The organism is Mycobacterium kyogaense, assembly GCF_036946525.1.
Lineage (GTDB): Bacteria > Actinomycetota > Actinomycetes > Mycobacteriales > Mycobacteriaceae > Mycobacterium > Mycobacterium kyogaense_A.
Genome location: NZ_JAQIIY010000004.1, coordinates 1 through 21797 on the forward strand (window position 1 = coordinate 1; position 21797 = coordinate 21797).

The 21797-nt window shown below is 68.0% G+C and carries 19 protein-coding genes and 1 pseudogene; 3 read left to right on the top strand and 17 right to left on the bottom strand.

Features of this window, described 5'->3' with window-relative positions; all coding sequences use genetic code 11:
- A pseudogene (locus PGN37_RS01300) lies at positions 1-1776 on the bottom strand (BCCT family transporter); the annotation flags it as partial.
- 60 nt (positions 1777-1836) lie between these two features.
- Complete coding sequence (locus PGN37_RS01305) at positions 1837-3246, bottom strand: WS/DGAT/MGAT family O-acyltransferase (protein ID WP_335329222.1); 1410 nt, start codon at positions 3244-3246, stop codon at positions 1837-1839.
- Positions 3247-3411: 165 nt separating this feature from the next.
- Here PGN37_RS01305 and PGN37_RS01310 point away from each other — a divergent pair, with 165 nt between their 5' ends.
- Positions 3412-3882 (top strand): Rv3235 family protein, encoded by a 471-nt coding sequence (locus PGN37_RS01310; RefSeq protein WP_335329223.1) that lies wholly within the window; start codon positions 3412-3414, stop codon positions 3880-3882.
- 9 nt (positions 3883-3891) lie between these two features.
- On the opposite strand, the gene secA is transcribed toward PGN37_RS01310, so the two are convergent.
- The 9 genes from secA to PGN37_RS01355 form a co-directional block, all read right to left on the bottom strand.
- Positions 3892-6705, bottom strand: coding sequence for a preprotein translocase subunit SecA (secA, locus tag PGN37_RS01315; protein WP_335329224.1), 2814 nt, complete (start codon positions 6703-6705; stop codon positions 3892-3894).
- A gap of 112 nt (positions 6706-6817) precedes the next feature.
- Positions 6818-7462, bottom strand: coding sequence for a ribosome hibernation-promoting factor, HPF/YfiA family (gene hpf, locus PGN37_RS01320; RefSeq protein WP_442932821.1), 645 nt, complete (start codon positions 7460-7462; stop codon positions 6818-6820).
- A gap of 326 nt (positions 7463-7788) precedes the next feature.
- Positions 7789-8430, bottom strand: coding sequence for a ComF family protein (locus tag PGN37_RS01325; RefSeq protein ID WP_335329226.1), 642 nt, complete (start codon positions 8428-8430; stop codon positions 7789-7791).
- Positions 8431-8559: 129 nt separating this feature from the next.
- The gene (locus PGN37_RS01330) at positions 8560-8994 is read right to left on the bottom strand and encodes a QcrA and Rieske domain-containing protein (RefSeq protein WP_335329227.1); all 435 of its coding nucleotides are present in this window, start codon (positions 8992-8994) and stop codon (positions 8560-8562) included.
- 26 nt (positions 8995-9020) lie between these two features.
- Positions 9021-10769, bottom strand: coding sequence for an MtrAB system accessory lipoprotein LpqB (gene lpqB / locus PGN37_RS01335; protein ID WP_335329347.1), 1749 nt, complete (start codon positions 10767-10769; stop codon positions 9021-9023).
- Between the two features lie 8 nt (positions 10770-10777).
- The gene (gene mtrB / locus PGN37_RS01340; RefSeq protein ID WP_335329228.1) at positions 10778-12430 is read right to left on the bottom strand and encodes an MtrAB system histidine kinase MtrB; all 1653 of its coding nucleotides are present in this window, start codon (positions 12428-12430) and stop codon (positions 10778-10780) included.
- Positions 12431-12475: 45 nt separating this feature from the next.
- Positions 12476-13162 carry a two-component system response regulator MtrA gene (gene mtrA / locus PGN37_RS01345; RefSeq protein WP_040540373.1) on the bottom strand — a complete coding sequence of 229 codons (687 nt, stop codon included), beginning with the start codon at positions 13160-13162 and terminating at the stop codon, positions 12476-12478.
- 67 nt (positions 13163-13229) lie between these two features.
- Positions 13230-13907 carry a hypothetical protein gene (locus tag PGN37_RS01350; RefSeq protein WP_335329229.1) on the bottom strand — a complete coding sequence of 226 codons (678 nt, stop codon included), beginning with the start codon at positions 13905-13907 and terminating at the stop codon, positions 13230-13232.
- 73 nt (positions 13908-13980) lie between these two features.
- Entirely contained in the window at positions 13981-14619 is a 639-nt protein-coding gene (locus PGN37_RS01355) for a dTMP kinase (RefSeq protein ID WP_335329230.1), read from the bottom strand.
- Between the two features lie 95 nt (positions 14620-14714).
- On the opposite strand from PGN37_RS01355, the gene PGN37_RS01360 reads away from it, so the two are divergent.
- Entirely contained in the window at positions 14715-15971 is a 1257-nt protein-coding gene (locus PGN37_RS01360; protein WP_335329231.1) for an alpha/beta hydrolase, read from the top strand.
- Here PGN37_RS01360 and PGN37_RS01365 read toward each other — a convergent pair.
- Together PGN37_RS01365 and ahcY are read right to left on the bottom strand one after the other, a co-directional pair.
- The gene (locus PGN37_RS01365; protein WP_335329232.1) at positions 15968-16462 is read right to left on the bottom strand and encodes a hypothetical protein; all 495 of its coding nucleotides are present in this window, start codon (positions 16460-16462) and stop codon (positions 15968-15970) included. The genes PGN37_RS01360 and PGN37_RS01365 overlap by 4 nt on opposite strands.
- A gap of 1 nt (position 16463) precedes the next feature.
- Positions 16464-17930, bottom strand: coding sequence for an adenosylhomocysteinase (gene ahcY, locus PGN37_RS01370; protein ID WP_335329233.1), 1467 nt, complete (start codon positions 17928-17930; stop codon positions 16464-16466).
- Positions 17931-18192: 262 nt separating this feature from the next.
- On the opposite strand from ahcY, the gene PGN37_RS01375 reads away from it, so the two are divergent.
- Complete coding sequence (locus PGN37_RS01375; protein ID WP_335329234.1) at positions 18193-19440, top strand: MFS transporter; 1248 nt, start codon at positions 18193-18195, stop codon at positions 19438-19440.
- Here PGN37_RS01375 and alkX read toward each other — a convergent pair.
- The 4 genes from alkX to PGN37_RS01395 form a co-directional block, all read right to left on the bottom strand.
- Positions 19424-20044, bottom strand: a complete 621-nt coding sequence (gene alkX, locus PGN37_RS01380) for a TetR family transcriptional regulator AlkX (RefSeq protein ID WP_335329235.1) — start codon at positions 20042-20044, stop codon at positions 19424-19426. The two genes, PGN37_RS01375 and alkX, sit on opposite strands and share 17 nt — an antisense overlap.
- A gap of 107 nt (positions 20045-20151) precedes the next feature.
- Complete coding sequence (locus PGN37_RS01385; protein ID WP_335329236.1) at positions 20152-20334, bottom strand: rubredoxin; 183 nt, start codon at positions 20332-20334, stop codon at positions 20152-20154.
- Positions 20331-20504 carry a rubredoxin gene (locus PGN37_RS01390; protein ID WP_335329237.1) on the bottom strand — a complete coding sequence of 58 codons (174 nt, stop codon included), beginning with the start codon at positions 20502-20504 and terminating at the stop codon, positions 20331-20333. The genes PGN37_RS01385 and PGN37_RS01390 overlap by 4 nt, the downstream gene beginning before the upstream one ends.
- Positions 20501-21751 carry an alkane 1-monooxygenase gene (locus PGN37_RS01395; RefSeq protein WP_335329238.1) on the bottom strand — a complete coding sequence of 417 codons (1251 nt, stop codon included), beginning with the start codon at positions 21749-21751 and terminating at the stop codon, positions 20501-20503. Before PGN37_RS01395 ends, PGN37_RS01390 begins: the two co-directional genes overlap by 4 nt.
- Positions 21752-21797 lie beyond the last annotated feature (46 nt).

Consider the following 21797-nt stretch of genomic DNA (forward strand, 5'->3'; position numbering starts at 1 on the left):
CTGGTGTCTTTCCGGGGGTCAGAGTTGCAGTTCGGGTCTTTCTGGACGGGGATGATGAAGTCGTCACCGTGCTGGGTGACGCCGGCGACCACCGCGCTGTCGACCACTTCGACGGCGTATGCGCGCCGCAGGATCTTCGGGTCCCCGGCGCAAATCCTTCAGCAGGGCCACCGCCATCGCGACCATCACCAGCAGGGAACGGCAACGCCGCGATGATCGTGATCGTCTGCAGGCCGTTGAGGGCGTCCTCGCCGCCCACCAGGAGCATCACCGCAGCCACCCGCGCCGGTGGCCACGCCCCAGAAGATGACGGTGCCCCTGCTGGGATGGATGGTGCCATTCTGCGACAGCGACCCCATCACGATCGACGCGGCGTCTGCGCCGGAGACGAAGAAGATCGCGACCAGGATCATCACGATGATGCTGGCGATGATCGCGATCGGATACTGGTCGAGCAGCGTGAACAACTGCTCCTCGACGCCACCCTCGCCGGCGAGGTCGGTTCCGTTCTGCTGCAACGTTGATTGCCGCGCCCTCCGAAGATCGCGAACCCAGGACCAGTGACACCACGCTCGGCACCACCAGCACGCCCGCCACGAACTGACGGATGGTGCGGCCGCGGGAGATTCGCTGCGATGAACATGCCGACGAACGGCGTCCACGACACCCACCAGGCCCAGTAGAAGATCGTCCACGACTGCAGCCCAGGTGTTCACCGCGCTGCCCTCGGCGCCGGTACGCGCCGACATCATGTTCAGATCGGCGAAGTAGCTACCCAGCGAGGTCGGCAGCAGGTTGAGAATGAAAACCGTTGGGCCGACGACGAACACGAAGGTCGCCAGCAGCACGGCCAGCACCATGTTGATGTTCGGAGAGCCACTGGATGGCCCCGCGACACCCCCCGACACCGCCGACAGCACGAAGCACACGGTGAGCACGGTGATGATGACGACGAGAATCGCGTTACCGGTCTCCGCCGATCCCGGCGACGATCTGCAGGCCGCTGCGAATCTGCAACGCGCCCAAGCCCAGTGACGCAGCGGAGCCGAACAGCGTGGCGAAGATCGCCAGCATGTCGATGACCCTGCCCCACGAGCCGTTCGCCCGGCTCCCGAGCAGCGGTTCGAACGCCGAGCTGATCAGCTGCAGGCGGCCCTTGCGGTAGACGCCGTAGGCGATGGCCAGCCCGACGACGGCGTAGATCGCCCACGGGTGCAGCGTCCAGTGGAACAGCGTGGTCGCCATCGCGTGCTGCACGGCTTCGGGATTGCCCTCGGCACCGGTGCCGGGCGGCGGGGTGACGAAGTGCGTGAGCGGTTCGGCGACGCCGAAGAACATCAGGCCGATGCCCATGCCCGCGCTGAACATCATCGCGACCCAGGAGATGCCGTTGAACTCCGGCGGCTCGTCGTCGCGCCCCAGTGGGATGGTGCCGTAGCGTCCCAGCGCGAGGTAGAGCACGAAGACGACGAAGCCGGTGCTGGTGAGCACGAACAGCCACCCGGTCTTGTCCATCACCCAGGTCAGCGCGGTCTTGGACGCACCGGCGAGCGTGTCGACGCTGAGGAAGCCCCAGGACAGGAATGCCAGCGCGATGACGGCGGTGACGCCGAACACCACCCAGTCGACGCCCCGGGAGCGACTCAGGTGCCCGTCTTCGACGGGCACGTCGAGCACCGGATGGGCGACGGGAATGGGACCGGTGTCCGTCGAATCGCCGGAGATGTCGGGGCCCCCCGCCACGCCCGTCGTCAGTTCGTCTTCAGAGGTCGACATCTGCAACATTCGACTCTGACTGGGGGCAGTCGTCAAATCTCCCCCCCGATCGCCGGCCGGCTATCTGGCGGCCTCCACCAGTTCTTCGAGCGCCTCGCGCATCAGGTCGGGCAGCATGTCGACGTCGCTCATGGCGTCGCGATCGGCGTTGATGCCGAAGTACAACGTGCCGTTGTAGGACGTGACGCCGATCGCGAGGGCCTGGTTGTGCAGCAGCGGCGGCACCGCATAGGTCTCGATGAGCTTGGCCCCTGCGATGTACATCTGCTTCTGCGCGCCGGGCGCGTTGGTGATCAGCAGGTTGAACTGGCGGGCCGAGAAGCTGGTCGCCACCCGGATGCCCATCGCGTGCAGGGTCGGCGGCGCGAAGCCGGACAGCGTGATGATGCTGCGGGCGTCGACCAGCGCGCCCGCCGTGGGGTGCGATTCGGTGGCGTGGGCGATCTGGGACAGCCGCACGACGGCGTTGCCCTCACCGACCGGCAGGTCGATCAGGAAGGGCGCCACCTCGCCGACGGCCTGACCTTGACTGGACGAGTCGCTCTCGGTGTCGGGGTAGACCGACATCGGAGCCATGGCACGCACCGTCGTGGTCGCGGTGACGGGTTCCCCGCGCGACAGCAGCCAGTTGCGCAGCGCGCCGGCGACGACCGCGAGCACCACGTCGTTGATGTCGCAGTCGTAGCGCGCCCGCACCATCCTGAACTCGTCGAGATTGGCCGAGGCGACCGAGAACCGGCGGTTGCGGGAGACCGTGGTGTTCAGCGGGCTGCTGGGGGCTGTGCCGCGGGCGACGATCCGGGCAACGTCGGCTGCCCGCCGGCCCAGCTCGACGAGCTGACCGGTGTTGGTGACCGCCTCGGTCAGCGCGGAGCGCACCGCGGCTGCCTGCTGGGTGGGCCGGGCGATCCATTCGCCGAGGGCACCGATCAACAGCTGCCGGTCGGACGGCTCGCGCCCCGGAATCCAGATGTCCTCGTCGAACTCGGGTTGCTTCTGTGTGCGGTCGGCGATCACGTGCCCGATTTCCTGCGCCGTCATGCCGTTGACCAGGGCCTGGTGTGATTTCGTGTAGATCGCGATGCGGTTCTTGGCCAGGCCCTCGACCAGGTACATCTCCCACAGCGGCCGGGACTTGTCGAGGGGCCGGGAACTCAGGCGGGCGATCAACTCGTGCAGCTGCGCGTCGCTGCCCGGGGACGGCAGCGCCGAGCGCCTGACGTGGTAGGTGATGTCGAAGTCGCGGTCGTCGATCCACACGGGCCGGGCGAGCCCGAAGCTGACCTCGCGGACCTTCTGCCGGTAGCGGGGAATCTGCGGAAGCCGGCGCTCGACGGTCTCCAGCAGCGTCTCGTAGCTCAGGCCGTTGCGCGGTTTGCGCACGATCTCCAGCGACCCGACGTACATGGGGGTGGCGGAGTTCTCCAACCGGAAGAACGACGCGTCCGACGACGACAACCTGGCCACCACTGCTGCGCCGCCCCCTCACTCTGCATTCGAGACGCCTCACGGTATCGGCATGGGCACCCGGTGCGCATAACGGGTGCATCGAGGGGTCGGTGAGCCGTGTCATCATCGACAGGTCTGCCACTCTCCAGCAGGCGCGCCATCCCCGCCGACAGCTGGAGAACCGTCATGACCGCATTGCCTGCCCTCTGGATCACCTCACCGGTGATCGACTGCGAACCCGCCCCTGCGCCGCTGGGCCAGCAGTGTCCTGTCCCGTCGGGGTCGTCGCTGCACCGCATCCGTCCGCACCGGCCCGCTCCCCGGGAGGCTCCTCCCCCGAAGTCGGCCGTCACGTTCGCCGAGGCTGCGTTGCTCCAGACGATCGAGGTGATCGACCAGCGGCGGCCCATCGCGCAGCTGCGGCCGTTGATGTCGCCGGCGCTGATCGACCGCGTGCTGGTCCGGGCCCGCGCGCCACGCTCGGGCAGCGCGACGCTGCACCGGGTTCGGGTGCGTGCGGTGCACACCGGCCCCGACGAGCCGACGGCGGCCGAGGTGTTCGCCTCGTTCAGCCGCTCCGGCCGCGTGCATGCGATCGCAGCCCGCATCGAGCGCCATCGCGACGCGTGGCGGATGGTGGCGCTGCAGATCGGCTAGCCGCTGGGCCTAACGGCGGCGCGCGTGCCGGCCGGTCTTCTGAGCGCGGGCGGCCTCACGGCGTTCGCGGCGGGTCCCGCCGCCACCGGGCTTGGTGGTGCCACCCGCGTCACCGGACCGCTTGACCTCAGCCGAACCGTCCTCCGACGGTCCGGTGTACGTCAGCTTGGGCTGCCCGTCACCGTCGATTCCCTTGGCGCGCAGCGGGTTCGGCCGCTCCTTCGTGGCGACAGAACCCTGCTCCTGCGCAGCGGCGGCCGCGGCGGCGAAGTCCGCCAGCCCGGGCGGCGCCGCGACCGGCGCGACCGCCGGTTGCGGGGCGGCTTCGACCTGCACGTTGAACAGGAAGCCGACCGACTCCTCCTTCATGCCCTCGAGCATGCCGACGAACATGTCGAAGCCTTCGCGCGCGTACTCGACCTCGGGACGCTGCTGGGCCAGCCCGCGCAGGCCGATGCCCTCACGCAGGTAGTCCATCTCGTAGAGGTGCTCGCGCCACTTGCGGTCGAGCACGTTGAGCAGCACGTTGCGTTCCAGCTGACGCATCGCTCCCTCACCGGCGAGCGACTCGATCTCGGCTTCGCGCTCGGCGTAGGCGCGCTCGGCGTCGGCGATCAGGGCGTCGAGCAGTTCCTTGCGGGTGAGTTCACCGGGCTCGCCGACCGCGTCGGAGTCGATCAGATCGTTGTGGTCGATGCCGACCGGGTAGAGCTGACGCAGGCTCTCCCACAGCTTCTCGAGGTCCCAGTCCTCGGAGTAGCCCTCGGCGGTGGCGCCGTCGACATAGGCGGTGATGACGTCGACGAGCATGGTGTTGGCCTGCTCGGCGAGGTTCTCGCCTTCCAGGATGCGGCGGCGCTCGGCGTAGATGACCTTGCGCTGCTGGTTCATCACCTCGTCGTACTTGAGGACTTCCTTGCGGATGTCGAAGTTCTGCTGCTCGACCTGCGTCTGGGCGCTCTTGATGGCGCGCGAGACCATCTTGGCCTCGATCGGGACGTCGTCGGGCAGGTTCAGCCGGGTCAGCAGCGTCTCCAGCGTGGCGCCGTTGAAGCGGCGCATCAGCTCGTCGGCCAGCGACAGGTAGAAGCGCGACTCGCCGGGGTCGCCCTGACGGCCGGAGCGGCCGCGCAGCTGGTTGTCGATGCGGCGGGACTCGTGACGTTCCGTGCCGAGCACGTACAGACCGCCCGCGGCGACGACGTCCTTGGCTTCGGAGGCGACCTGCGCCTTGACCGCCGACAACTCCTCGTGCCAAGCCGTTTCGTACTCGTCCGGCGTTTCGACGGGGTCGAGACCGCGTTGACGCAGCTGACGGTCCAGCAGGTAGTCGACGTTGCCGCCGAGCACGATGTCGGTACCGCGGCCGGCCATGTTCGTGGCCACGGTGACGGCGCCGACACGACCCGCCTCGGCGATGATGCCGGCTTCCTGCTCGTGGTACTTGGCATTGAGCACGTTGTGCGGAATGCGGCGCTTCTCGAACTGCCGGGCGAGGAACTCCGAGCGCTCCACGCTCGTCGTACCGATCAGCACCGGCTGGCCCTTTTCGTAGCGCTCGGTGACGTCGTCGACGACCGCGATGAATTTGGCTTCCTCGGTCTTGTAGATCAGGTCGGACTGGTCGGCGCGGATCATCGGCTTGTTGGTGGGGATCGGCACCACGCCGAGCTTGTAGATCTCGTGCAGCTCGGCGGCCTCGGTCTCGGCCGTACCGGTCATGCCCGCGAGCTTGTCGTACATGCGGAAGTAGTTCTGCAGCGTCACGGTCGCGACGGTCTGGTTCTCCGCCTTGATCTCGACGTGCTCCTTGGCCTCGATGGCCTGGTGCAGACCCTCGTTGTAGCGGCGACCCACCAGCATGCGGCCGGTGAACTCGTCGACGATGAGGACCTCGCCGTTGCGCACGATGTAGTGCTTGTCGCGCTCGAAGAGCTCCTTGGCCTTCAGCGCGTTGTTGAGGTAGCTGACCAGCGGCGAATTGGCTGCTTCGTAGAGGTTCTCGATGCCGAGCTGGTCTTCGACGAACGCGACGCCGGCTTCGTGCACACCGACGGTGCGCTTCTTGAGGTCGACCTCGTAGTGGGTGTCCTTCTCCATCAGCGGGGCCAGGCGGGCGAACTCGCTGTACCAGTTCGACTGGCCGTCGACCGGACCGGAGATGATCAGCGGGGTGCGGGCCTCGTCGATGAGGATCGAGTCGACCTCGTCGACGATGGCGAAGTTGAAGCCGCGCTGGACGCAGTCCTCGAGGCGCAGTGCCATGTTGTCGCGCAGGTAGTCGAACCCGAATTCGACGTTGGTGCCGTAGGTGATGTCGGCGGCGTAGGCGGTGCGGCGCTCGTCGGGGGTCAGCTGGGACAGGATCACGCCGACGTCGAGGCCGAGGAACCGGTGCACGCGGCCCATCTGCTCGGCGTCGCGCTTGGCCAGGTAGTCGTTGACGGTGACGATGTGGACGCCCTTGCCCGTCAGCGCGTTGAGGTAGGCCGGCAGCACGGCGGTCAGGGTCTTGCCCTCACCGGTCTTCATCTCGGCGACGTTGCCGAAGTGCAGGGCGGCGCCGCCCATCACCTGGACGTCGAAGTGGCGCTGGTTGAGCACGCGCCACGCGGCTTCGCGCGCCACGGCGAACGCCTCGGGCAGCAGGTCGTCGAGGTCTTCGCCGTCGGCCAGGCGGGCCTTGAAGGCGGGAGTCTTGGCTCGGAGCTCGGCGTCGGAGAGCTTCTCGACGTCGTCGGACAGGGTGTTGACGTAGTCAGCCACCCCCTTGAGGCGTTTGACCATGCGGCCTTCGCCGAGACGGAGCAACTTCGAGAGCACGCTGTATAACCTCTTGCGTCGATGGATGCGTCACGCGTTGGACGTCCCCATCGTACGGGGCGAACCCGGCGCGCCCGGCAACCCTGACGGTCCCCGAGCGCGCCGGATCAGCTCAGGCCAGGCGAATCAAGCCGTAGTCGTAGGCGTGGCGCCGGTACACGACGCAGGGCCGGTCGCTCTCCTTGTCGTGGAACAGGAAGAAATCGTGGCCGACGAGCTCCATTTCGTAGAGCGCGTCGTCGACCGTCATCGGGGTGGCCGGGTGTTCCTTGGTGCGCACGATCCGGCCGGGTTCGTGGTCGTCGAGGGTGTCGGTCTGCGGAGCAGCGGCCTCGGTGGGCACGGCGAACGCAGCGTCGAGACGTTCGAGCGCGGTGGCCTCGTGCAGCGACTCGGGGCGCTTGTCACCGTAGTGGATCTTGCGGCGGTCCTTGCTCTTGCGCAACCGGGCTTCGAGTTTGCTCACGGCGGCTTCGAACGCGGCGTAGAAGCTGTCGGCGCAGGCCTCGCCGCGGACCACGGGACCGCGACCCTTCGCGGTGATCTCCACATGCTGGCAGTTCTTGCGTTGGCGTCGGTTCTTCTCGTGATCGAGTTCGACGTCGAAGAGGTAGATGGTGCGGTCGAATCGTTCCAGGCGTGACAACTTCTCGGCCACGAAGACGCGGAAGTGGTCGGGAACCTCGACGTTGCGACCGGTCACCACCACCTCGGCGCCGGACGCCGAGTCGGAGGCTTCGGTCACGTCGGGATCCATCACCATCGTGTTGTCGGAGTCCACGGAATTTACTGACATACTTGGCAACTCGACTCTCTCTCGCGGGTGCACGTCATGCGTGCCTGCTGATGAAGAAATCGCTCCGACGGGGCATATCGGGTTGGCGCCGCTCGCCGGTGCAAGGTGTCGACTACTCACCTCCTACCGCTGGCGCGATATCGGCGTCTCGTGTTCTGAGCGCCGCCGTGAGCTGTTCACGGATGGTTGGTGTCGAAGGTAGTCGCAGTTCACGTGTTCGTGCCACTGATTCGACCGACCTGTTTTCAGTTCTTCACGGCAGCTTGATGAGCGGGTAACGCGATGGGTCAGGCGTGCGCGACAGCGAGGACCGCGACGACGGCGGCGCCGTGAGTTTGCAGAACGCGTGTCGACTCCGTGGCGGTGGCGCCGGTGGTGACGATGTCGTCGACCACGACGACGTCACCGGGGACACCTCCGCGATTCCCACGGGTCAGCCGGATACGTCCGGCGATGTTGCGCTGGCGGGCGGCGCTGGACAAACCGACCGAGTCACGGGTGAACGGCGCGAGGCGCAACCTCGGTGCGACGGTGACGCCGGGCAGGCCACGGGCCGCATGCTCCGCGAGGCGGGTGACGGGATCGCCGCCACGGCGCCGCGCGGAGGTGCGCCTGGTGGGGGCGGGCACCAGCGTCAGCGGGGTGTCGAGCAGACCCCAGGTCAGCAGATGATCGAGAGCGGTGTGCAGGGCGTCGCCGAGTGGGTCGAGCAGATCGGTGCGGCCGCGCTCCTTGGCGGCGACGATCGCCTGGCGACGGGCGCCGGCGTAGCGACCGAGGGAGAACACGGGCACGCCGGGGTCCACCCGAGGGGTGATGAGGTGGGGCTCGTCGTCCCGCACCGCCAGCTCTTGCGCGCATGCCGCGCACCACGGGGTCGCGGGGGCACCGCAGCCGCCGCAGCGCAGGGGTAGGACGAGATCGAGCACGCCGTCACTATGGCCGCCCCCACCGACAACCCCGCCCCCTGCGGAAATTGGTGCGCGAACCCCCGAGCCGAAGCCGGTAACTTCGGCTGCGAGACCGGTGGGCCTGCGGGAGAGGCAGGCCCCACCGGTCTATCCCTGAACGATCGAATCCCCTTGCACGCGAACGGTGATGGGCTCCAGTGGCTTCTTCGCGGGACCGTTGACCACCGCCCCGTCGAGGCTGAACTTGCTGCCGTGGCAGGGACAGTCGATGGTGCCGTCGGCGATCTTGTTGACCAGGCACCCCGAGTGCGTACACACGGCCGAGAAGGCTTTGAAGTCGCCGGCGTTCGGCTGCGTGACGACGGTCTTGCCGACGATGACGCCCGAGCCGACTGGCACGTCGGCGGTCTTCGCCAGGGCCTCGGCGGAACCTGCCGACCCGGACGGCGCATCCGACGCCGACGATGAAGCACCGGACTCCGACGAGGACCCTCCCGAGCACGCGGCCAGCGCGACCGCAGCCACACCGACGCCTGCGCCGGTGAGCACGGTCTTGCGTGTCACCTCAGCATTGATGTCCATCACGAACCCCTTTCGTCGCTGGTCTGTCAGCCCGGCAGCACCGGCAGTGCCCCCGCTCCCATGAGCGGACGGACTTCGGTCCAGGTGGGATCGCCTTCGGCGCCCGAACCGGACAGCTGGAGCACGCCGCGTGCGTCGGCGACGTAGACCACCGAGGGGTTGGCGGCCACTGTGGTGACGGGCATCAGCAGGTTGCGGCTGGGCCCGTCGGAGTTCACCCCGTCGAGGTTGACGTAGGACACGGGGTGTTGGGGGTCGGTGCGGCTGACCACGATGTCGTCGCCGGTGCGCCAGCCGAGCGACACCACGGTGTCGCCGAGCCCGTATCCGAGCCGGCGCGGATAGGTCAGCGCGTATCCGCCGCCGGGGGTCTGCTCGACGCCGGCGAGGATCACGTGCCGGTCGATGACCATCGCGGCGCGGGTGCCGTCGCGAGAGAGCTGCAGTTCGGTGATGACGCCGGGGAACTTGCCGGCGACCAGCGTGGCGTCGACGGGGATGCGGGCGGGTTGTCCGGAGGCGTCCTGGATGACGCGGACGACGTTGATGCCGTCGACGACGACCCAGATCGCATCGTCGAGAGCCCAGCTGGGCCGGGTCAGGTTGCGACCGTCCATCGCCTGAGTTGCGTTGCCGCCCAACGGTCCCACCCACAGGGAGGACGCCATGTCGGGGGCACCGGGGCGCAGCGTGACGATCGAGGCGACTTCCTGGCCGGTGCGTGACAGTGACGCCGCGGTCTGGCCGGGCAGGGAGCCGAAGGAGCCGGGCACGCGCGGGGCGAGCTGTCCGTCCAGCGACACCAGGGAGCCGCCGACGAGGGCGTGCAGGCCGGCCGCGGCACCGTCGGCGGCACCGGGGTCGGTGGCGGCGACGTCGGCGGTGTCCCATCCGTCGGCGAATCGGTCGTCGAGCGCGGCGCCGTCGGCGTTGATCACGTACGGCCCGTTGATTCCGGCCCGCGACAGCGTCCAGATGATCTGTGCGGCAAGCAATTGTCTGCTGTGCGGGTCGGTGGTGGACAGGCTGTCGAGGTCGATGCGTGCCCCGCCGTACCCGCGTCCGACGCCGGTCTTGCCGCCGTCGGCGCGGGTGACGGGTCCACGAAGCCGCAGCGGCGCGCCGAGCAGGTTGCGGACCGTCTTCTCCATCTCCGGCCGCGGCCCTGCGATCAGCTTGCTGATCAGTTCCGTTGCCAGTTGGTCGGTTTCGGAGACGGCGACATAGCGCGGATCCGGGACGACGGTCTTGCCGGTGGGATCGGCAAAGTACAGGGTGCTGCGCTTGTAGGTCGCCTGGAACTGCTGCCAGTCGAGGAACACGCCGTTGGGCAGTCGGTCGATGCGCCAGCCGCCGGGAGTCTTGAGGAGTTCGATCGGGCCGGGGTCGGGCAGGGCGCCCTCGCCGGTCTCGAACACACCCATATCGGACAGCGAGCCCAGGATGTCGGCCTTCATGGTGACCGAAACCCGGTCCGGTGTGCGGGTTTCGACGAACACGACGTTGTCGATCAACAGCGCGCTACCGGCGTCGTCCCAGTCGCTGGAGGCCGATTCGGTGAGGAACTGCCGGGCCGCGAGGTGTCGGCTGGCCGGATCGGCGGTGGCCTTGAGGAATTCGCGCAGCAGCACGTCGGGGTCCATGCCGGGGGTCGGCTTGGGCAGGCTCGGCGGGGCGGGCCGGTCCACGGTGCCGATCGCCTGGGGGGACGAGGAACTCGGCACGCCGGCACAGCCGGCGAGCACCAGGACCAGTGCGGTCAGCAGCGCCGCCAGTGCGCGGGTCACACGCTCTCCCCGGCGGGTTCGCGGCGGCGCGTCGGCACCCCTGCCGGTTCCCCGATCGGTTTGACCGGCAGCGGGCTGCTGGTCACCTTGTGCCCCCGCACCAGCGGCAGGGTCAGCCGGAAGCAGGCGCCCTTGCCCGGTTCTCCCCACGCTTCCAGTCGGCCCTGGTGCAGGCGCGCGTCTTCGATGCTGATCGCCAGGCCGAGGCCAGTGCCGCCGGAGCGGCGCACCCGCGACGGGTCGGCCCGCCAGAACCGGCTGAACACGAGTTTCTCCTCGCCGGGGCGCAGTCCGACGCCGTAGTCGCGGACGGTGACTGCGACGGTGTCGGCGTCGGCGGCCATCCGGATGCGGACCGGTTTGCGTTCGGCGTGGTCGATGGCGTTGGCGATGAGGTTGCGCAGAATCCGCTCGACGCGGCGCGGGTCGACTTCGGCGATGATCCCGTCGGTGGGCAGGTCGACCATCATGTCGACCGACGCTTCCTCGGCCAGGTGTCCGACATTGTCGAGGGCGCTGCGCACGATCGAGCGCAGGTCGACGGCCTCGACGGCGAGTTCGGCGACGCCGGCGTCGTGGCGGGAGATCTCGAGCAGGTCGTTGAGCAAGGATTCGAACCGGTCCAGCTCGTTGACCATCAGTTCGGTGGAGCGGCGCAGCGCGGGGTCGAGTTCCTCCGCATGGTCGTGGATGAGGTCGGCCGCCATCCGCACGGTGGTCAGAGGGGTGCGCAGCTCGTGGCTGACGTCAGAGGTGAAGCGTCGCTGCAGGTTTCCGAATTCTTCGAGCTGGGTGATCTGACGCTGCAGGCTCTCGGCCATGTCGTTGAAGGACACGGCCAGCCGCGCCATGTCGTCTTCGCCGCGCACCGGCATGCGTTCACTCAGGTGGCCTTCGGCGAACCGTTCGGCGATGCGCGAGGCCGAACGCACCGGCAGCACGATCTGGCGCGCCACCAGCAGGGCGATCGCGGCGAGCAGGCCCAGCAGCACCACGCCGCCGGTGGCCATGGTGCCGCGCACCAGCGCGATGGTGGACTGTTCGTTGTTCAGCGGAAAGATCAGGTACAGCTCGAGATTGGTGACCGCGGATGTCGACGACGACGTCGGGCTGCCGATCACCAGGGCCGGACCGGAGAAGCCGTCGGTGCGCACGGTGGCGTACTGGTAGCTGACCTGACCGGCTTTGACGAAGTCGCGCAACGAGTTCGGGACCTGGTCGATGGGGCCGGCCGCGGTGGCCGCGCGGGGGCCGTCCCCGGGGACGATCAGCACGGCGTCGAAGGTGCCGGCCAGCCCGGCTCCGGCGTCGGCCTTGCGGTCGATCAGGGTGTTGCGGGCCAACTGCAGGCTGCTGTCGAGCGACCGGGTCTCCTCGCCGCCGACGATGCCGCTGACCGTGGTGCGTGCGCGTTCGATCTCTTCGGTCGCCGCACCGACCTTGACTTCGAGGATGCGATCGGTGATCTGGCTGGTGAGCACGAAGCCGAGCACCATGATGACGGTCAGCGAGAGCCCGAGGGTCAGCGTGACGACACGCAACTGCAGGGACCGGCGCCACGCCAAGCTGACGGCGCGGCCCAACACGCCCAGGCCGCGGACCAGCGGCGCCGATCGACGGTGAATGCGCCGCCTCGAACCGAAGATCATGGGCGGCGCATCACGACGGGAGCTTCAACCGGGCGGGCCGTCCGATCACGGAGGTCCGGCCTTGTATCCCACTCCTCGAACGGTCAGCACCACCTGCGGGTTCTCCGGGTCCTTCTCGACCTTGGCCCGCAGCCGCTGCACATGCACGTTCACCAAACGGGTGTCGGCGGGGTGGCGGTAACCCCACACCTGTTCGAGCAGCACATCACGAGTAAACACCTGGCGCGGTTTCCGTGCCAGCGCCACCAGCAGGTCGAATTCGAGCGGGGTCAGCGAGATCTGCTCACCCTGCCGGGTGACCTTGTGCGCGGGGACGTCGATGTCGACGTCGGCGATCGAGAGCATCTCGGCCGGCTCGTCCTCGTTGCGCCGCAGCCGCGCGCGTACGCGGGCCACCAACTCCTTGGGCTTGAACGGCTTCATCACGTAGTCGTCGGCGCCGGATTCCAGCCCGAGCACCACGTCGACGGTGTCGGTCTTGGCGGTCAGCATCACGATCGGCACGCCGGAATCGGCCCGCAGCACCCGGCACACGTCGATGCCGTTCATGCCGGGCAACATCAGGTCGAGCAGCACCAGGTCGGGCCGGAGCTCCCGGACGGCGGTGAGCGCCTGGGTGCCGTCTCCGATGACGGCGGTGTCGAAACCCTCGCCGCGCAGCACGATGGTGAGCATCTCAGCCAGCGAAGGGTCGTCATCGACGACCAGGATCCTTTGCCTCATGGTGTCCATGGTGTCACCAGAAAGCTATAAACCCCGGTTACCACACGGGCGTTTCGCGCCCCAACCGGGCCAAATGTCAGGCGCAGGCGGCGATGATGTCGTGCTGCTGGCTGATCGACTGCAGAACTTCGTACCCGATCTGGCGCGCGCTGGCCATCACGGGGTTGCGCTCCAACGCGGCCGCGGGGTCGTCGCTCAGCGCCGAACCCAGGGAGGGGCTGCCGGCAAGTGCCGCCAGGGCCGCGGCGGCCTCGTCGTCGGCGTCCCCGGCGGTGGAGCCGGAGGCCAGTGCGAGCACCAGCTGCTTGCGGGAGAACTCGGCTCCGTCAACGTCTTTGACGACGGGATTGGTCCACCAGTGCTCGAACGGGATGCGTGATCCGCGGTCGATGTGCTCACCGTCGCGGGTGCGGATCGGCGCGGGCGGATACATGCCGAGCTTCGGGACGAACTCTCCGCAGCGCTGCGAGCCGGTTCGGATCTTCATCAACGTGAGGCACGCCGCGGACGCCGCCGTCTTGGGGTTGACCACGCCGGCAGTGTCGACCCACGTGAACAGCTGCCCCACCCCCAGCTCGTCGATCAGTGCGCGCGAGGTCGCGGTTCCGTGGACCAGGCGACCGATGTGGCGGGCCACTTCGCGACCTTCGAGCGTCCGGCCCTGGTCGAATCGCTGCCCGGCTGCCTTGAGCTCGGCGACCACGTCGTCGAGCCGCGCCACCATCTCGGCCTGAATTCGAGTGCGAACGACCATCGATCCCCCTTGTCGTGTGCCGCTATGCGACTCCCCGATTCGGAGCCTACGTCTGCGCCGCGGTTTCGTCTCGCTAACCGGGTTCGCCGAGCAACCGCGCGGCGAGGGCCGCTGCGTCGACGTCGGGCGGCACGACCGCCCAGGGGCCACCCCAGGAGGACGTGGCGAGTTCGGCGTAGACGGCGCCGGTGCGGCGCTGCAGCCCGTCGTCGCGTTCGTAGGCGTCGCGCGTGCGCTCGGCGTCGGCGGCTTCCCTGCTTGCTGCGCGCGCGGCGGCCAGTTCGGTCGGCACGTCGAGCAGGACCTGCACGTGCGGCGCGGGGAGTTGCAGCCGTCCGTACTCCAGGTCGTGCACCCAGGCGGCCATGTCCCCGTCGGCTCCCTGGTGCAGTCGCGCGGCGCTGTAGGCAGCATTGGAGGCGACGTAGCGGTCGAGGATCACCACGGAGTACGCCGAGGTGAGGTGGTCGATTTCGGCACGCGCAGCGGCCCGATCCATCGCGAAGAGCACGGCCATCGCGTAGACGGAGTCGGCGAGGTCACCGTGGCGGCCGTGCAACGCCTCGGCGGCCAGGTCGGCCGGTACCGACACCCCGTAGCGCGGGAAGGCCAAGTTCGCCACCGAGTGGCCGTTTGCTTCGAAGGCTGACCGCAACCCGTTGGTCAGGGTTCGTTTCCCTGCGCCGTCGACACCTTCTATGACGATGAGCACGAGGTGAGCCTAATCCAGTGCGGTGCGCGGGCCCGAGGTGATAGGTATGCACGATGCGGGGTCAGAGCAATGTCGCAACGGTAGCTGGATGCGCCGTGGCAGCGGGGGTCGGCGCGGCGGCGCTGCTCGGGTTGGGCTGTGGGGTGGCCGCCGCCGATGACGGTGGAGACACCACGACACACAGTCAGGTGCGGTCGGCGTCGGCGGACAGGGATAGCGCGCCGAGGCTGCGCACTCGCGCGGCTGAGCGCACGCGCGAGCGGGACGCACCCACCGAACGCAAGCGCCTCTTCGCGCCGAAGAAACGGGCCGCGGCGGAGTCCGACACCGACGAGCCCACGGCCCCGGCGGTCACCGCGCCGCTGCTGCCATTGAGCATCACGACTCGACGTGACCGGATCCGCGACATCACCGAGGGGCCGCAGACCGTGGTCACCGGTCCCCCGTCGTTGCGGGACAAGTTGATCCTGCGGACACTGCAGAAGTTGCGTGAGGACGACCCGCCCTTCCTCGACGGGGATGGCAGCAGTGTGACGTACACGAGCCCGCCCAAGTGGGTGAGCGGCCGGGTCACCGTCACCGAAAGCACCTACAGCGGAATGAAAGTCGTGACGATCACTCCGAAGCGCAAGGCGACGGACGAGTACGTGCTGGCACTGCACGGCGGCGGGTTCGTCGCCGAGGCGAACATCATCAACTGGGCCGACTACACGGCGATGGCCCGGCAGACGGGTGCAACGGTCGTGGTGCCGATCTACCCGTTGGCCCCACCCAAGGGCACCGCGACGCTCGAGGGCCTGGTGCCGCCGATGGCGGACTACGTGTCGCTGATGATCGCCGAGCACGGCTCCGAAAACGTGGCGCTGTACGGCGATTCCGCGGGTGGCACATACGCGATGCTGGTGGCCCAGGAGCTGGTGCGTCGCTGCCGGGCCGATGCGGCCTGCGATCCCGACGAGGACCAGCCGTCACGGATGGTGCTGATCTCCCCGGTCCTGCATCTGACGCTGTCGGGGCCCATCGTCGACGACATCGACGATCCGATCATTCCGCCGCGTCCCGCGCCGACGCCCGGCGGCAGCGTGAATCCCGATGACCCGCATATCAATCCGATCATGGTCGACGATCTGACCGGTTTGCCGCCGACGGCGATCTACGTCGGAACCGTGGAACGGCCCTACCCCGGCGACCTGATGTTCCGCGACAAGCTGCTCGCCCAGGATCCCGACGCGAACTTCACCGTGGTGATCGGTGACGGACAGATGCACGACTGGGCACTTGGCGGCATCTTCGTCAATTCTCAAGCGCGCAAGTGGCGTTCGACGATCTACGACCAGCTGGGCCTGGTCTAGCGGAGGTCGTAGGACTGCAGCACGACGGCGTTGCGCGGCGCGTCGAGGAACACCCGGGTGCTCATGCGTCCGGGTGAGAACGCCATGTTCAGCTCCACCCCGGTGCGGAACGGCCCGGGCGGCAGGTCGGCTTCGAGCACTTTCTGAACCGCGGGACGGTGCTCGGTCGGCTCCGAAACATGCTGTCGCAGAAGCGTATCCATGGTCGCCGGAGTCACCGTGACGACGGCGTCGATCCACACCGCGGTGGCCTGTGAGGCCGTGCCGGAGTTGTCCCAGCGGATCCACGATGCCGAAACCGGAGCGCCGAGGGCGGGAAAGGTGCGTGCCAACTCGTCGGTGTCGTGCCGGACCGCCATCGCCGGCCGGGACGCGGTGGTCTCGGGCGCCTCCTGCGCGGCGCTCTGACACCCGGCCAGCAGCAGGAACAGCACGACGAAAAGGGCGCGCCCGACGACACTGAGTGTCGCCGCGCGCGCCCGATTCGTCATGTCAGTAGCGGTAGTGCTCCGGCTTGTACGGGCCGTCGACGTCGACGCCGATGTACTCGGCCTGCTCCTTGGTGAGCCGGGTCAGCGAGCCGCCGAGCGCCTCGACGTGGATCTTGGCGACCTTCTCGTCGAGGTGCTTGGCCAGGCGGTAGACCTCGTTGTCGTACTCGTCGTTCTTGGTCCACAGCTCGATCTGCGCGATGACCTGGTTGGAGAAGCTGTTGCTCATCACGAACGACGGGTGGCCGGTCGCATTGCCGAGGTTCAGAAGGCGTCCCTCGCTCAGCACGATGATCGAGTGACCGTCGGGGAAGATGAACTCGTCGACCTGCGGCTTGATGTTGATGCGACGGATGTCCTTGTCGCGCTCCAGGCGCGCCATCTCGATCTCGTCGTCGAAGTGGCCGATGTTGCCCAGGATGGCCTGGTGCTTCATCGAGCGCATGTGGTCCAGGGTGATGATGCCCTGGTTGCCAGTGGCGGTGATCACGATGTCGGCCCAGCCGATGGCCTCTTCGACGGTCTTGACCTCGAAGCCGTCCATCAGCGCCTGCAGCGCGTTGATCGGGTCGATCTCGGTGACGGCCACGCGGGCGCCCTGGGCCTTGAGGGCCTCGGCGCAGCCCTTGCCGACGTCGCCGTAGCCGCACACCAGCGCGGCCTTGCCGCCGATGAGGACGTCGGTGCCGCGGTTGATGCCGTCGATCAGCGAGTGCCGGGTGCCGTACTTGTTGTCGAACTTGCTCTTGGTGACCGAGTCGTTGACGTTGATGGCCGGGAACGACAGCTCACCGGCGGCGGCGAACTGGTAGAGGCGCAGCACGCCGGTGGTGGTCTCCTCGGTGACGCCCTGGACCGACTCGGCGACCTTGGTCCACTTGGTGTCGTCGGCTTCCAGTGAGCGACGCAGCAGGTTCAGGAACACCTTGTACTCGTCGGAGTGCTCGTCGTCCTCGGGCGGCACGACGCCGGCCTTCTCGAACTGCGCGCCGCGCAGCACCAGCATGGTGGCGTCACCGCCGTCGTCGAGGATCATGTTGGCCGGCTCATTCGGCCAGGTCAGCATCTGCTCGGCGGCCCACCAGTACTCCTCGAGGGTCTCGCCCTTCCACGCGAACACCGGGACGCCCTTGGGCTCCTCGACGGTGCCGTGCGGTCCGACGACGACGGCCGCGGCGGCGTGGTCCTGGGTGGAGAAGATGTTGCAGCTGGCCCAGCGCACCTCGGCGCCGAGGGAGACCAGCGTCTCGATCAGCACGGCGGTCTGGACGGTCATGTGCAGCGAGCCGGACACCCGGGCGCCCTTGAGCGGGGCCACGTCGGCGTATTCGCGGCGCAGCGCCATCAGGCCGGGCATCTCGTGCTCGGCGAGCCGGATCTCCTTGCGGCCGAATTCGGCGAGCGAGAGGTCGGCGACCTTGTAGTCGATGCCGTTACGAACGTCGGCAGTCAGTTCTGGTGCAGTCATGTAGAGCCCCTTTTTGATTCGTCACTTTGCCTCGTGAGCGCACAACGGTGCGCTGGCGACACACTCAGCCTGCGGGCTCGCGGGACAGGCGCACATTTTCCGAGCAAGTGGAAGCACACTGCCAGCCGAGTGGTATCCACAACACCCTAGCTGCCGGCGAAGGCCGTCTCCAATTCGCCCTGTGTGACGTCATGTTTGGTCGCGATTCGGCGCGGGGTACACCGCCGCGCCGGTATCGGTCGCAGCGAGGGGATGTGGACGGGTGGACGAACGCGCGTCGGCGGTGGGTCGGCGGTCTCTGATCTCTCTTGCCGTGTTGAACTTCTTCCTCGCCGATGCCCGTGACGGTCTCGGTCCGTTCCTGGACGCGTTCCTCGCCACGCGGGGGTGGTCGCCGTTCGCGCTGGGCGCGATCGCGACGGTCGGCGGCCTGATCGGGCTGGCGGTCACGCCGGCGTTCGGGGCGTTGGTCGACGCGACCCGGTACAAGAGGGCGCTGGTTGCCATCCCGGTGGTCGTCGTAACGGGCGTGGGTCTGGCAACGCTGGTGGCGCCGACGCCGGTGATCGTGTGGGTGGGGCAGGTGGGCACCGCGGTGGTCGCCGCGGTGATCGGGCCGGCGCTGATGGGGTTGACCCTCGGCTTGATCGGCCCGCGGTTGTTCGGTCAGCAGGTCGCCCGCAACGAGTTCTGGAACCACGCAGGCAACGTCGTCTCCCTCGGTGCGGTGTTCGTCTTCGTCTCCCTCTACGGCGAGCACGCGATCATCACGCTGATGCTGGTGACCGCGGTCGGTGCCGTGGTGGCTGCGGTGGCGATCGACCCGGCGCGCATCGACCACGACGCGGCCCGCGGTCTCGACGACACCGACGGCCACACATCGCCGTCGGGGTTTCGGGTGTTGCTGAAGACGCCGGGTCTGCTGCTGCTCGCGGTCGTGCTGTTGATGTTCCACTTCGGCAATGCGCCGATGAGCAGGCTGGTGGCGCAGGAGTTCGCGATCGAGCTGGGCACGCCGTTTCGCACCACCGCGATCATCACCGGCGTGGCACAGCTCGCGATGATCGCGGTCGCGGTGCTCGCTCCGCTGATGATCCGGCGCTTCGGGCTGTCGACCGTGATGCTGGTGGCGCTGTGCGCGCTGCCGGTGCGCGGGCTCATCGCGGGCACCAATTCGGGTTTCTGGACGATCTTTCCGGTGCAGGCGCTCGACGGGGTGGGCGCCGGCCTGATCGGCATCGCGACGCCGGTCGCGGTCGAGCGGCTGCTCGCCGGGTCCGGCCGGTTCAATGTCGGGTTCGCCGCGGTGATGACGATGCAGGGCGTCGGCGCGTCGTTGAGCAACGTCGTGGCCGGATCGGTGGTGAGTGCGCGCGGCTATCAGGCGTCGCATCTGCTCAGCGCCGCAGTCGCGGTCGTCGCTGTCGGGATCTTCCTGCGGTTCCGGCGTGCCATCGCGCCGGAGCGCACGGATCCGACGGACGTCGAGTCGGCTACCGCGTCTCGATGACGCCGTAGCGCTCGGCGAACGGCGTCATCAACCGGGCCAGGTCGCGCGCCACGTCGTGGTCGGCTTCGGGGGGCATCGAGATGTAGCTCATCGCGAGGCGGACGATCGCGCGGGCCAGCACTCCGGCGTCCTCCTGGCTGCACCGCACCCAGCTCGTCATGAACAGGTCGGTCAGTCGCGTCGAGCAGTGCGTGATGATCGGTGCGCTGTCGGTCGTGATGATCTGCAGCAGATCGGGTTTGGAGGTCCCGGTCAGCAGTGAGATCACCAGAGGGTCGGCGGCCGACTCGACGAAGAAGTCGCGGAAACCCTGCAGGAACGCGGCGTACACGTCGCCCACGTTGGCGCCGATCGCGTTCTGGATCTGGCCGACGAGCCGGTCGGACAGCCGCAGCGCGTAGCCCTGCGCGAGCCCTTGGCGCGAGCCGAATTCGTTGTAGATGGTCTGCCTGCTGATGCCTGCGGCCTTGGCGACGTCGGACAGTGTGATGGCCGACCAGTCCCGGGTGAGCAGCAGGTCGCGCATCCCGTCGAGGATGGAGTCGCGCAGCAGGACGCGCGACGCCTCGGCGTAGGTGACGCGCTTGTCGTGCGGACTGCTCACACGCGCGACTGTATCGGTCGCCCCGGTCCGGCGAGCGCGCGTGTCTGCACGCCCGTGGCCGGTGTGTCGCGCGCCGGAGCGCACGCTCACCGGCCACGAGGGTGCGTTCACGGCCGCGACACCTCCACCATGTCGAAGTCGGACTTCGCTGCGCCGCAGTCGGGGCAGCTCCAGTCGTCGGGGATGTCGTCCCAGCGGGTGCCCGGTTCGATGCCGTCCTCGGGCCAGCCCTTGGCTTCGTCGTACTCGAAGCCGCACTGCACGCACACATACAGCTTGTAGTCAGTCATGAGGTCACTCCTATCGGTTCGAAATCGATCTTCTCGCGCACCGCACAGTCGGGGCAGGCCCACTCGTCGGGAATGTCATCCCACACCGTTCCGGCCGGAAAGCCCTCGCGTGGAGCACCTTTGGCTTCGTCGTAGACGTAGTCGCAGCCGGGGCAGCGGTAGGCGGTCACTCGGGCCGTCCGCTCTTCGCGCGAGCGCTCATCGATGTCACCCCGTAGCGGGCACGCATCCGCGGGTGGACGTTCGCCCGGCTGACGTCGCCGTCGTAATGCTCGATGACGCGGTGGTCCATCACCTTGCGCCACAGCGGCGGGAAGTAGGTGAGCGCGATCATCGATGCGTAGCCGCTGGGCAGGTTCGGTGCGTCGGCCATGCTGCGCAGCGTCTGATAGCGCCGCGTCGGATTGGCGTGATGATCGCTGTGGCGCTGCAGGTGGTAGAGGAACAGGTTCGTCACGATGTGGTCGGAGTTCCAGCTGTGCACCGGCGCGCACCGCTCGTAACGACCGTTCGAATTCTTCTGCCGCAGCAGCCCGTAGTGCTCCAGGTAGTTGACGGTCTCGAGCAGCGTGAAGCCGAACACGGCCGAGATCACGATGAACGGGATCAGTCCGACGCCGAACACGGCGATCAGGATGCCGTAGAACACCACCGACATCACCCACGCGTTGAGCACGTCGTTGGACCAGTGCCATGTCGGCTTCCCGGCGCGTTCGAGGCGCTTGGCTTCCAGCTCCCAAGCCGAGCGCAGGCTGCCGAAGATGCTGCGCGGCAAGAACTCCCAGAACGTCTCGCCGAGGCGAGCCGACGCCGGGTCCTCGGGCGTGGCGACGCGGACGTGGTGGCCGCGGTTGTGCTCGATGTAGAAGTGGCCGTAGCAGGTCTGCGCCAGCGTGATCTTCGACAGCCACCGCTCGAGTGAGTCCTTCTTGTGCCCCATCTCGTGGGCGGTGTTGATGCCCACGCCGCCGAGCACGCCCACCGAGAGCGCCAGGCCGATCTTCGCAGGCCAGGGCAGCCCGCCGTCGAAGCCGAGCCAGCTCAGGTCCGACGCGGTGAACAGGTAGGCGCCGAGGATGACGCTGGCGTACTGGAACGGGATGTAGATGTAGGTGCAGTACCGGTAGTACTTGTCGTTCTCCAGTCGCTCCATCACCTCGTCGGGCGGGTTCTGCCCGTCGGGCCCGAACTTCAGGTCCAGGGCGGGCAGCAGGATGTAGAGCAGGATCGGGCCGATCCACAGCGGCACCTGCGCCGCGCCGTGCCAGCCCCAGTGGTTGAGCGCCCAGACCAGCGGCAGCATGACGAAGATCGCCGTCGGCGCGATCAATCCCATCAGCCAGAGGTAGCGCTTCTTGTCGCGCCACTCCCCCAGGTCTGGGCCCTGGGGGCTTCCGTTGAGTTCCTGTGTCGTCATCCGAGTGCCTCCTCGCTGTGAGTGCGATCACCAATCGAATTTGACT